We start from the raw sequence: 12,230 nt of genomic DNA on the forward strand, positions 1-12,230 counted from the left end.
CCCATGCAGTCCTGGCAGCCGCTGCTCGACTGGTGGTTCGGCCCCGAGGCCTCTGCCAGCCAGACCGCCGCGGCGCGCCAGAGACTGTGGTTCGGCAAGAAGGACAGCCAGGACGCCGAGGCCCGTGAGCGCTTCGGCGAACTGGTGGAGCAGGCCCTGGCCGGCGGGCTCGGCGACTGGGCTGGGCAGCCGGACGGCTGGCTGGCGCTGATCCTGCTCCTGGACCAGCTGCCGCGCATGATCTTCCGCAATTCCCCGCGCGCGTTTGCCGGCGACGCCCGCGCCCAGTCTCTGGTGGCCGAAGGCCTCGCCCGTGGCCTGGAGCGGGACCTTGCACCCATCCGCCAGGTATTCGTCTACCTGGTGCTGGAGCATGCCGAGGACCTGGCCTGCCAGGAGCGCGCGCTGTACCGCTATCGCCTGTTGCTGGATGGCGCCGCCGAAGCCGAGCGCGAGCTGTTCGAGAACTTCCTCGACTTTGGCGAACGCCACCGGGTGGTGATCGCCCGCTTCGGCCGCTTCCCTCATCGCAACGCCATTCTCGGCCGCCCCTCCAGCGCCGAGGAATCCGCCTTTCTGCTGCAGCCGGGTTCGCGCTTCTAGGACCAAAGGAAAAGTCGCCGGGTACTGGCACTTTTGCCGGGGCCGGCGCTCAAATGGGCATCCGTGCGACCGCTATGCCAAGCTTGTCGCGTCCCATCCGCCAAGGAGTGCTTCATGTCCCTGCGTACCCTCGCCCTCTTGTCCTGCTGCCTGGTGCTGGCCGCCTGCAACAAGCTCAACCAGGAGAACTATTCCAAGCTCAAGTCCGGCATGACCAAGGCCGAGGTGGAGATGCTGCTGGGCAACCCCACAGAGTGCGCCGGCGCCGTGGGCTTCACCAGCTGCACCTGGGGCGACGAGAAGACCTTCGTCAGCGTGCAGTACGCCGGCGACAAGGTGCTGATGTTCTCCGGCAAGGGACTCAAGTGATACGTCCAGCCGCGTTGCTGGCGGCCCTGCTGCTGGCTGGCTGCGCCAGTCACGGTGAGGGCCCGGTAGCGCCGCGCACAGTGGCGGCGGTGGACCTGGAACGCTATCAGGGCACCTGGTACGAGCTGGCGCGCATGCCGATGTCCTTCCAGCGTGGCTGCGCCCAGTCCGAGGCGCACTACAGCCTGCAGGGCGACGGTAGCCTCGGTGTGTTGAACCGCTGCCTTACGCTGGAGGGGCACTGGAAGGAAGTCCGGGGCAAGGCCGTCCCCCAGGTGCAAGGCCGTAACGACAAGCTCTGGCTGAGTTTCGACACCTGGTTTTCGCGGCTGCTGCCCGGTGTCGCCAGTGGAGAATACTGGGTGCTCTACCTGGACGAGGGCTACCGCACCGCGCTGGTCGGCAACCCCAATCGCAAGTACCTCTGGCTGCTGTCGCGCACGCCCGTGGTGTCGGAGAAGAGCCGCGAGCGGTTGCTGGAGGCGGCCGAAGGGCAGGGCTATGACACTGACTTGCTGATCTGGCGTACGCCGGACAGCGCCCTCACCCCCAGCCCCTCTCCCTGAAAAGGAGAGGGGTGACTCGCGCCTGAAGGAGCGTGTCCGGCCGGTAATTCGGAGTGGTGCCGGGCTCCAGATGAAGGCGTGGCACCGGCAAGCGCCCCTCGCCCTTCAGGGAGAGGGGAGCGGGGGTCACGCCAGTACCTTTCTCAGCACTCCCGCAAACTCCTTCGCCGTCGCCTCCTCGGCGGCATGCCGTCCATCCCGCACCACCCAATTGCCACCCACCATCACATCGCGCACCTGGCGGTCGCCGCCGGCGAACAGCCAGCGGTTGAGCAGGGCGTCACCTTCGGCGGTGGCGAGATAGGGGTCGTTGCCGTCCAGCACGATCCAGTCGGCGCGCTTGCCGACTTCCAGGGCGCCTACCGGCTGGCCGAGTGCCTGGGCGCCGCCGGCCAGGGCGGCGTCGAACAGGGTACGGCCCACCTGCGGCTGGTCGGCGCGGTAGAGGCGGTTGCGGCGCTGGTCGCGCAGGCGCTGGCCGTATTCCAGCCAGCGCAGCTCTTCCACCACGCTCACCGAGACATGGCTGTCGGAACCGATGCCCAGGCGGCCGCCCCGGGCGAGGAAGTCCACCGCCGGGAAGATGCCGTCGCCCAGATTGGCCTCGGTGGTCAGGCAGAGTCCGGCCACGGCGCGGCTTTCGGCCATGGCCGCCACTTCGTCGGGTTCGGCGTGGGTGGCATGGACCAGGCACCAGCGCTCATCCACCGGGGCGTTTTCGTAGAGCCATTGCAGCGGGCGGCGGCCGCTCCAGGCCAGGCAGTCATCCACTTCCTTCTGCTGCTCGGCGATATGGATATGGATGGGCCGGGCGCCCTGCTCGGCGCCGAGCACCGCGGACAATTGTTCGGGGGTGACCGCGCGCAGGGAGTGGAAGCACAGGCCCAGTTGTTGGTTGGGCTGGCGGGCGATCTCGCCGCGCAGGCGTTCCTGCAGGGCCAGGTAGCTGTCGGTGCTGTGGATGAAACGCCGTTGCCCGTCGTTGGGTGCCTGGCCGCCGAAGCCGGCGTGGCTGTAGAGCACCGGCAGCAAGGTCAGGCCGATGCCGGCATCGCGGGCGGCCTGGCTGACCCGCAGGGACAGCTCGGCCGGGTCGGCGTAGCGGCGGCCATCGGCGTCGTGGTGCACGTAGTGGAACTCGGCGACGCCGGTGTAACCGGCCTTGAGCATTTCGATATAGAGCTGGCGGGCGATGACTTCCACCTGCTCCGGATCGAGCCGGCCCACCAGGCGGTACATCAGGTCGCGCCAGGTCCAGAAGCTGTCGTTGGGGTTGCCCGCCACTTCCGCCAGACCCGCCATGGCGCGCTGGAAGGCGTGGGAGTGCAGGTTCGGCATACCCGCCAGCACCGGGCCCTGGAGGCGTTCGGCGCCGTCCGCGCCGGCATCGGCCCGGACCTCTTCGAGCAGGCCGTTGATTGATACTTCGAAGCGGACGTTGCGCGCCCAGCCTTGCGGCAGCAGGGCGCGTTCGGCGAAGAAAGCGGACATGGCGAGGGACCCCGGGATGGGTGGTTTTATTTGTATATACATATACAGACGTTTGCGTGTAACGTAAACTCACGTCAGTCGCGCACTTGTCTGGAATTGTCGAATCCGGTACATGCCGGGAGCGGGCACCCCGTTCCGGGCTTCGCCTGTCCAGCCCACGCCGACAAGGAGATACCCGTGTCCATTTCGCCCACAGCACCATCCTCGCTGGCCGCCCAGATGGGGGAAGCCCCCGCGCCGCTCTATGCCCGCGTCAAGCAGATGATCAGCCAGCAGATCCAGAGCGGGGCCTGGCCGCCGCATTACCGCGTGCCGTCGGAAAGCGAACTGGTCAACGAGCTGGGCTTCAGCCGCATGACCATCAACCGCGCCCTGCGCGAGCTGACCGCCGAGGGGCTGCTGGTGCGCATGCAGGGCGTGGGCACCTTCGTCGCCGAGCCCAAGGGCCAGTCGGCGCTATTCGAAGTGCACAACATTGCCGAGGAGATCGCCCAGCGCGGTCACCGCCATCATTGCGTGGTGGTCAGTCTGGTGGATGAAGTGGCCGGCCCCGAGCGCGCCATGGCGCTGGACCTGCGCGAAGGTCAGCGGGTCTTCCATTCGCGCATCGTGCATTTCGAGAACGATGTGCCGGTGCAGATCGAGGACCGCTTCGTGAACCCGGCCGTCGCCCCCGATTATCTGAAGCAGGATTTCACCCGCCAGACGCCTTACGCCTACCTGTCCCAGGTGGCGCCGCTGACCGAGGGCGAGCATGTGGTCGAAGCCATCCTGGCCGATGCCGAGGAATGCAAGCTGCTGCAGATCGAGCGCGGCGAGCCCTGCCTGTTGATCCGCCGGCGCACCTGGTCCGGGCGCAATACCGTGACCAGCGCGCGCCTCCTCTATCCCGGTTCCCGCTACCGCCTCGAAGGACGTTTCGGTTCATGACCCAATCCCGCCTGCTGCGTGCCGCCGACTACCCCCGCATGCCGTGGAAGAACGGCGCCGGTTCCACCCAGGAAATCGCCCGCGACGCCGGCGACGGCCTGGATGGCTTCGGCTGGCGCCTGTCCATCGCCGATGTCGGCCAATCAGGCGGCTTCTCCGCCTTCACCGGCTACCAGCGGGTGATTACCGTGCTGGAAGGCGCCGGCATGCGCCTGGAAGTGGACGGCCAGCGCTCGCGCGACCTCCGTGCCCTGGATGCCTTCGCCTTCGATGGCGGCAGTGCCGTGCACTGCGACCTGATCGACGGCGCGATCCGCGATTTCAACCTCATCTACTCACCGCAGCGCTACGCCGCGCGCCTGCAATGGCTGCGGGTCGACGGCGAGCTCAAGCTCTTCTCCGCCGCCAGCACCCTGCTGCTGTTCGCCGCCGAGGGCGGGGTGAGCCTAGGCTTCGATGGCCAGCGTTCCGACGTGCTGGGACGCCATGACTGCCTGCACCTGGAAATGCCCGGCACCCTCACCGAGGTGAAGCTGAGCGGGAGCGGTGCCGCCTGCTGCCTGATCGAGCTGACGCCGCGCTGATTGATGGTTGGGCTTGGCCTGGTGCAGCCCAGCCTGCGGCCCATGCGGGCCGTTTCTTTTGCAGGGGCGAATTCATTCGCCAAGGGCGGCGCAGCTGCCCCGGAAGGACCTGAAGGGCAAACCTTCGGTCTGCTTGGCGAATGAATTCGCCCCTACAGGTTTCAAGCCTACCAATGCTCCAGCAGGCACGATGGCGCCACAGGGTCTACACCTAACCCTGTCGCCCGCCACGCCTACCGGAGCCTTCCATGCCCCGCCACAGCGTCCTTGCCGCCATCGTCCTGTCCCTGTCCCTGTCCCTGTCCCTGCTCCTGCCCGCCTCGCTGGAAGCCGAAGCCGCCGAATGCCCTTATCCCAAGCCTGTGGTGCTGGCCGGGTTGAACTGGGAAAGCGGCATGTTCACCACTGAAGTGCTGCGTGTCCTGCTGGAGAAAGGCTACGGCTGCAAGACTGACGTGCTGCCGGGTAACACCCTGACCATGGAGAACGCCCTGCGGCAGAACGATATCCAGGTGATCGCCGAGCAGTGGGCCGGGCGCAGCGAGCTGTGGCGCAAGGCCGAGGCGGCTGGCGAAGTGTTCGCCGTCGGCGAGCCGGTGAAAGGCGCCACCGAAGGCTGGTGGGTGCCGGATTACCTGGTGAAGGGCGAGGGCGCGCCCGCCGCCGGTTTGCGTTCGGTCAGCGACCTGCCGCGCTTCAAGGCGCTGTTCAAGGACCCGGAATCGCCCGACAAGGGGCGCTTCTACAACTGCCCCACGGGCTGGACCTGCGAAGGGGTCAACAGCCAGAAGCTCAAGGCCTACGGTCTGGAAGACAGCTACGTGAACTTCCGCACCGGCACCGGGCCGGCGCTGGATGCGGCGATCAGCTCGGCGATCCGCCAGCGCCAGCCGATCCTCTTCTACTACTGGTCGCCCACACCGCTGATGGGCCGTTACCAACTGGTGCAGCTGGAGGAGCCCCCTTTCGACCAGAAGGCCTGGGAAACCCTGATCGATCCGAGCAACCCCAAGCCCATCGGCACCCGCTCGCTGCCGGCGAAGATCGCCATCGGCGTCTCCCGTGACCTGCGCGAGAAGGCTCCGCCGCTGGTGCAGGCCTTCGAGAAGCTGGAGATTCCCCTGCCGCTGTTCAACGGCATCCTCGCGCGCATGGCCGAGGAGCACGCCGAGGCCGCGCCCATGGCCGATGCCTTCTATCGCCAGCATCGGGATATCTGGGCGCAGTGGGTGCCGGCGGAGGTGGCCCTGCGCATCGATGCGTCACTGAAATGACTGTTACCTAAGGCCCCACTTCGAAGCGTGACTGCTTCGAAAATGGGCGTTTTCACCATGCGGTAACAGTTTTTCGGCGCCTGCCTGTCGTACTTGTCTATACATCTTCATTGGCTGCGGCCCTTGTGCCGCAAGGCTTCCAGCTGTCCCACGCGAATGCGGAAAGACATTTGGCCCCTTGCTTGCATATGCTTGTATGTACAAGCTTATATGTGTGTAGATGTGCACCGCCTTTCCCGCGCAGTCAGACAGTGACACTGCCCACCGCTACCACCCTATGAGGAGCCAGGCATGACCAAATTCCGTGACACCGAAATCCGCGCCCCGCGTGGCAACAAGCTGAACGCCAAGAGCTGGCTGACCGAAGCGCCGCTGCGCATGTTGATGAACAACCTCGACCCCGAGGTGGCGGAGAACCCGAAGGAACTGGTGGTGTACGGCGGCATCGGCCGTGCCGCGCGCAACTGGGAGTGCTACGACAAGCTCGTCGAGACCCTGAAGGACCTGAATGACGACGAAACCCTGCTGGTGCAGTCCGGCAAGCCGGTCGGCGTGTTCAAGACCCACGCCAACGCCCCGCGCGTGCTGATCGCCAACTCCAACCTGGTGCCGCACTGGGCCACCTGGGAGCACTTCAACGAACTGGACGCCAAGGGCCTGGCCATGTACGGCCAGATGACCGCCGGCAGCTGGATCTACATCGGCAGCCAGGGCATCGTCCAGGGCACCTATGAAACCTTCGTCGAAGCCGGTCGCCAGCACTACAACGGCAACCTCACCGGCCGCTGGGTGCTCACCGCCGGCCTCGGCGGCATGGGCGGCGCCCAGCCGCTGGCCGCCACCCTGGCCGGCGCCTGCTCGCTGAACATCGAGTGCCAGCAGACCAGCATCGACTTCCGCCTGCGCAGCCGCTACGTCGACGAGCAGGCCACCGACCTGGACGACGCCCTGGCGCGCATTGCCCAATACACCGCCGAGGGCAAGGCCATCTCCGTCGCCCTGCTCGGCAACGCCGCCGAGATCCTGCCGGAACTGGTGCGCCGTGGCGTGCGCCCGGACATGGTCACCGACCAGACCAGCGCCCACGACCCGCTGAACGGCTACCTGCCGATCGGCTGGACCTGGGAGCAGTACCGCGACCGCGCGCAGACCGAGCCGGCCGCCGTGGTGAAAGCCGCCAAGCAGTCCATGGCCGTGCACGTGCAGGCCATGCTGGACTTCCAGAAGATGGGCGTGCCGACCTTCGACTACGGCAACAACATCCGCCAGATGGCCAAGGAAGAGGGCGTGGCCAACGCCTTCGACTTCCCCGGCTTCGTCCCGGCCTACATCCGCCCGCTGTTCTGCCGCGGCATCGGTCCGTTCCGCTGGGCCGCGCTGTCCGGTGACCCGCAGGACATCTACAAGACCGACGCCAAGGTCAAGGAACTGATCCCGGACGACGCCCACCTGCACCGCTGGCTGGACATGGCCCGCGAGCGCATCAGCTTCCAGGGCCTGCCGGCGCGTATCTGCTGGGTCGGCCTGGGCCTGCGCGCCAAGCTCGGCCTGGCGTTCAACGAGATGGTCCGCTCCGGCGAGCTGTCCGCGCCGATCGTGATCGGCCGCGACCACCTGGACTCCGGCTCGGTGTCCAGCCCGAACCGCGAAACCGAGTCCATGCAGGATGGTTCCGACGCCGTCTCCGACTGGCCGCTGCTCAACGCCCTGCTGAACACCGCCAGCGGCGCCACCTGGGTCTCGCTGCACCACGGCGGCGGCGTGGGCATGGGCTTCTCCCAGCACTCCGGGATGGTGATCGTCTGCGACGGCACTGACGAAGCGGCGGCGCGTATCGCCCGCGTGCTGACCAACGACCCGGGCACTGGCGTCATGCGCCACGCCGATGCCGGTTACCAGATCGCCATCGACTGCGCCAAGGAACAAGGCCTGAACCTGCCGATGATCACCGGCAAGCGCTGAGTTCCGGGCCCATGCGCACGCGCTGTCTCAGTCCCCTGGGCGGTGCGTTGCGCACGGGCCTTGAGCCCGCGAGGGAGGCGCCACAAGGCGCCATGCAGGCACGACAGTTCTCGAATCTGCACCAGGACAACAACAAGAGCATCGTCACAACAGCCCTAGCGGAGAACCGTTGAATGACTCAGTCCCACGAGCCATCGGCCAAACCCCTGATCGAGCGTCGCTCGATCGACTACATTCCCGAGGCCGAGCGTCACGGCCGCCTCTATAGCCAGTTCACCCTCTGGATGGGGGCCAACCTGCAGATCACCGCCATCGTCACCGGTGCCCTGGCCGTGGTGCTGGGCGGTGACGTGTTCTGGTCGTTGATCGGCCTGTTCATCGGCCAACTGTTCGGCGGCGCGGTGATGGCCCTGCACGCGGCCCAGGGGCCGAAGCTCGGCCTGCCGCAGATGATTTCCAGCCGGGTGCAATTCGGCGTCTACGGCGCGGCCATCCCGATCGTCCTGGTGTGTCTGATGTACCTCGGCTTCACCGCCACCGGCACCGTGCTTTCCGGCCAGGCCATCGGCCAGCTGATCGGCGTCAGCGACAGCGTCGGTATCCTGATCTTCGCTGCGGTGATCGTCCTGTCCGCGGTGTCCGGCTACCGGGTGATCCACTACATCGGCCGCATCGCCAGCGTGCTCGGCATCATCGCCTTCATCTACCTGTTCAGCCGCGTGATGACCCTGGCCGACGTCGGCGAGCTGCTGCAGAACCGCCATTTCAGCTGGTCCAGCTTCCTGCTCGCGGTGTCCCTGGCCGCGTCCTGGCAGATCGCCTACGGGCCCTACGTGGCTGACTATTCGCGCTACCTGCCGAGCGGAACCTCGGCGGTGAAGACTTTCCTCGCCGCCGGCCTGGGCTCGGTGATCGGCGCCCAGGTCGCCATGGTGCTCGGGGTGTTCGTCGCGGCCATGGCCAACGGCCAGTTCGCCGGCCATGAAGTGGCCTACGTCGTCGGCCTGGGCAGCACTGGCGCCGTGGCCGCCCTGCTGTACTTCAGCATCGCCTTCGGCAAGGTGACCATCTCCACCCTGAACTCCTATGGCAGCTTCATGTGCATCGCCACCATCATCAGCGGCTTCCGTGGCCACATCGAGGTGTCGCGCACCCAGCGCCTGCTGTTCGTGCTGGGCATCGTCGGCGCCTCCACGCTGGTGGCGCTGCTCGGCCAGCATTCCTTCCTGGCCGCGTTCAAGTCCTTCATCCTGTTCCTGCTGACCTTCTTCACCCCCTGGAGCGCGGTGAACCTGGTGGACTACTACTTCGTCACCCGGGAGCGCTACGACGTGCCGGCGCTGTCCAATCCCGATGGCCGCTACGGCCGCTGGAACGTCCCGGGGATCACCGTCTACGCCATCGGCGTGCTGGTACAGCTGCCCTTCATTTCCACCAAGCTCTACACCGGCCCGCTGGTGGAGGCGCTCGGCGGTGTGGATATCTCGTGGATCATCGGCCTGGTGGTGCCCGGCGTCCTCTACTACGTAGTGGCGCGCCGCAGCAAGCGCCCGGTGCCGGAGCGCATGGTGCTGCCGGCGGATTCGATCAGCATTGACAAGGCCGCCAACGGCGTCTGAGTCCAGACTTTTACCAAGGGACGTGGCGCAAGGCGCCGCGTCCGACCTGCAACGAAGCCGCCAGTGGATGGCGGTGGACTAGGAGAAATTCGATGAACCTGCACCTCAAACCCGGCCACCTGACCCTGGCCGACCTGCGCAAGGCCTACCAGCAGCCCCTGCAACTGACTCTGGACGCCAGCGCCGGCAAGGCGATCGACGCCAGCGTCGCCTGCGTCGAAGGCATCATCGCCGAGGGCCGCACCGCCTACGGCATCAACACCGGCTTCGGCCTGCTGGCCTCGACCCGCATCGCCCCGGCCGACCTGGAAAAGCTGCAGCGCTCGCTGGTGCTGTCCCACGCCGCCGGTGTCGGCGAGGCGCTGGACGACGCCATGGTGCGCCTGATCATGCTGCTCAAGGTGAACAGCCTGGCCCGTGGTTTCTCCGGCATTCGTCGCAAGGTGATCGATGCGCTGATCACCCTGATCAACGCCGAGGTCTATCCGCACATTCCGCTGAAGGGCTCGGTGGGCGCCTCCGGCGACCTGGCGCCCCTGGCGCACATGTCCCTGCTGCTGCTCGGCGAGAGCAAGGCCCGTTACAAGGGTGAGTGGCTGCCCGCCACCGAGGCCCTGGCCGTCGCCGGCCTGGAGCCCCTGACCCTGGCCGCCAAGGAGGGCCTGGCCCTGCTCAACGGCACCCAGGTGTCCACCGCCTACGCCCTGCGCGGCCTGTTCGAGGCCGAAGACCTGTATGCCGCCGCCAGCGTCTGCGGTGCCCTCAGCGTCGAGGCCATGCTCGGTTCCCGCGCGCCCTTCGATGCGCGCATCCACGCCGCCCGTGGCCAGCGCGGCCAGATCGACGCCGCTGCCGCCTACCGTGACCTGCTCACCGCCAGCAGCGAGATCGCCCAGTCCCACGAGAAGTGCGACAAGGTGCAGGACCCGTACTCCCTGCGCTGCCAGCCCCAGGTCATGGGTGCCTGCCTGACCCAGCTGCGCCAGGCCGCAGAAGTGCTGGAAATCGAATCCAACGCCGTTTCCGACAACCCCCTGGTGTTCGCTGAGCAAGGCGATGTGATCTCCGGCGGCAACTTCCACGCCGAGCCGGTGGCCATGGCCGCCGACAACATCGCCCTGGCCATCGCCGAAATCGGCTCGCTGTCCGAGCGCCGCATCTCCCTGATGATGGACATGCACATGTCCCAGCTGCCGCCCTTCCTGGTAGAGAACGGTGGGGTCAACTCCGGCTTCATGATCGCCCAGGTCACCGCAGCCGCCCTGGCCAGCGACAACAAGGCCCTGGCCCACCCGGCCAGCGTCGACAGCCTGCCCACCTCGGCCAACCAGGAAGACCACGTGTCCATGGCGCCGAACGCCGGCAAGCGCCTCTGGGCCATGGCCGACAACGTGCGCGGCATCCTCGCCATCGAATGGCTGGGCGCCTGCCAGGGCCTGGATTTCCGCGAAGGCCTGAAGAGCTCGCCGAAGCTGGAAGAGGCCCGCGGTCTGCTGCGTGCCCAGGTGCCGTACTACCAGGAAGACCGCTTCTTCGCCCCGGACATCGAGACCGCCAGCGCCCTGCTGGCCAGCGGCTGCCTGAACGGCCTGGTGCCGGCGAAGCTGCTGCCAAGCCTTTGAGCCTGAAGTAGGGAGATGGGAGGCACGCGCACAACGCGTGCCCCGGGTCAGGATGACCGCAGTGCAACTGCATGAGGTCACCGGGACGATCACGAGTCGTGCCGGTCGTTCAAAACAACAATCGCCAGTTACTGGCACCGGGAGCCGGCACAACCGGCTTCTGCCGATTAACGAACTGCCTTAACCCTTACCAAGTTTCAGGAGCGTCGGAACATGCAATTCAAGAAGCGAGTGTTGGGCCTGATGTGTGCGGCGGGCCTGCTGGCTGGGGCGACTTCCGCCCAGGCGGCGGGCTGGTGTGAATCCGGCAAGGCGGTGAAGTTCGCCGGGCTCAACTGGGAAAGCGGCATGTTGATCACCGACCTGCTGCAGTTCGTGCTGAAGAATGGCTACGGTTGCGAAACCGACAGCTTGCCGGGCAACTCCATCACCATGGAGCAGGCCCTGGGCAACAACGACATCCAGATTTTCGCCGAGGAGTGGATCGGCCGCAGCGACGCCTGGAACAAGGCCGCCGCCGCCGGCAAGGTGGTGGGCGTGGGGGCGCCGATCGTCGGTGCCACCGAAGGTTGGTACGTGCCGCGCTACGTGATCGAGGGCGACGCCAAGCGCGGTATCGAGGCCAAGGCGCCGCAACTCAAGGCGATCGCCGACCTCGGCCAGTACGCCGAGCTGTTCCGCGACCCGGAGGAGCCGGGCAAGGGCCGTTTCTACAACTGCCCGGCCGGCTGGACCTGCGAGCTGGACAACAGCGAGATGCTCAAGAGCTACGGCCTGGAAGAGAAGTTCACCAACTTCCGTCCCGGCACCGGCCCGGCCCTGGATGCGGCCGTGCTGTCGAGCTATCGCCGTGGCGAGCCTATCCTTTTCTATTACTGGTCGCCGACGCCGCTGATGGGCCAGGCCGACCTGGTCAAGCTGGAGGAGAAGGCCGGCGTGGACAAGAGCGTGACCATCCAGGTTGGCCTGTCCAAGGCCTTCCATGACGAGGCCCCCGAGCTGGTGGCGGTGCTGACCAAGGTGAACGTGCCGATCGACCTGCTGAACCAGAACCTGGCGAAGATGGCCAAGGAGAAGATGGACTCGGCGGATCTCGCCAAGGTCTTCCTCAAGGAGCACCCGGATGTGTGGCACGCCTGGGTCAGCGAGGACGCGGCGAAGAAGATTCACGCCGCCCTCTGAGGTCGCGGGCCAACACTGATCCCGGCCT

The 12,230-nt window shown here is 66.7% G+C and carries 11 protein-coding genes; 10 read left to right on the forward strand and 1 reads right to left on the reverse strand.

Annotated features, from left to right (window positions below; translation table 11 throughout):
• The first annotated feature begins 3 nt into the window (after positions 1-3).
• The 3 genes from ACFW0H_RS07765 (at position 4) to ACFW0H_RS07775 (ending at position 1,538) form a co-directional block, all read left to right on the forward strand.
• Complete coding sequence (locus ACFW0H_RS07765; protein ID WP_422913319.1) at positions 4-603, forward strand: DUF924 family protein; 600 nt, start codon at positions 4-6, stop codon at positions 601-603.
• Between the two features lie 114 nt (positions 604-717).
• Entirely contained in the window at positions 718-972 is a 255-nt protein-coding gene (gene bamE, locus ACFW0H_RS07770; RefSeq protein ID WP_422913320.1) for an outer membrane protein assembly factor BamE domain-containing protein, read from the forward strand.
• Positions 972-1,538, forward strand: a complete 567-nt coding sequence (locus ACFW0H_RS07775; RefSeq protein WP_422913576.1) for a lipocalin family protein — start codon at positions 972-974, stop codon at positions 1,536-1,538. Before bamE ends, ACFW0H_RS07775 begins: the two co-directional genes overlap by 1 nt.
• Positions 1,539-1,664: 126 nt before the next feature.
• Here ACFW0H_RS07775 and ACFW0H_RS07780 read toward each other — a convergent pair whose 3' ends face one another.
• Positions 1,665-3,029, reverse strand: a complete 1,365-nt coding sequence (locus ACFW0H_RS07780; RefSeq protein WP_422913321.1) for a formimidoylglutamate deiminase — start codon at positions 3,027-3,029, stop codon at positions 1,665-1,667.
• A 219-nt stretch (positions 3,030-3,248) separates the two neighbouring features.
• On the opposite strand from ACFW0H_RS07780, the gene hutC reads away from it, so the two are divergent.
• The 7 genes from hutC to ACFW0H_RS07815 all read left to right on the forward strand — a co-directional run bounded on the left by hutC (position 3,249) and on the right by ACFW0H_RS07815 (position 12,202).
• The gene (gene hutC, locus ACFW0H_RS07785) at positions 3,249-3,959 is read left to right on the forward strand and encodes a histidine utilization repressor (RefSeq protein WP_422913577.1); all 711 of its coding nucleotides are present in this window, start codon (positions 3,249-3,251) and stop codon (positions 3,957-3,959) included.
• A complete protein-coding gene (locus ACFW0H_RS07790) occupies positions 3,956-4,543 on the forward strand; it encodes a HutD/Ves family protein (protein WP_422913322.1) in 588 nt (195 codons plus the stop codon). The genes hutC and ACFW0H_RS07790 overlap by 4 nt, the downstream gene beginning before the upstream one ends.
• Before the next feature lie 248 nt (positions 4,544-4,791).
• Positions 4,792-5,817, forward strand: a complete 1,026-nt coding sequence (locus ACFW0H_RS07795; RefSeq protein ID WP_422913323.1) for an ABC transporter substrate-binding protein — start codon at positions 4,792-4,794, stop codon at positions 5,815-5,817.
• 291 nt (positions 5,818-6,108) lie between these two features.
• Complete coding sequence (gene hutU / locus ACFW0H_RS07800; RefSeq protein ID WP_422913324.1) at positions 6,109-7,779, forward strand: urocanate hydratase; 1,671 nt, start codon at positions 6,109-6,111, stop codon at positions 7,777-7,779.
• A 173-nt stretch (positions 7,780-7,952) separates the two neighbouring features.
• On the forward strand, positions 7,953-9,398 hold the full coding sequence (locus ACFW0H_RS07805; protein WP_422913325.1) for a purine-cytosine permease family protein: 1,446 nt from the start codon (positions 7,953-7,955) through the stop codon (positions 9,396-9,398).
• 92 nt (positions 9,399-9,490) lie between these two features.
• On the forward strand, positions 9,491-11,020 hold the full coding sequence (gene hutH, locus ACFW0H_RS07810; protein ID WP_422913326.1) for a histidine ammonia-lyase: 1,530 nt from the start codon (positions 9,491-9,493) through the stop codon (positions 11,018-11,020).
• Positions 11,021-11,233: 213 nt separating this feature from the next.
• Positions 11,234-12,202, forward strand: a complete 969-nt coding sequence (locus tag ACFW0H_RS07815) for an ABC transporter substrate-binding protein (protein WP_422913327.1) — start codon at positions 11,234-11,236, stop codon at positions 12,200-12,202.
• The last annotated feature ends 28 nt before the right edge of the window (positions 12,203-12,230 follow it).

It is taken from the genome of Metapseudomonas cellulosilytica (assembly GCF_049334135.1).
Classification (GTDB): Bacteria; Pseudomonadota; Gammaproteobacteria; order Pseudomonadales; family Pseudomonadaceae; genus Metapseudomonas.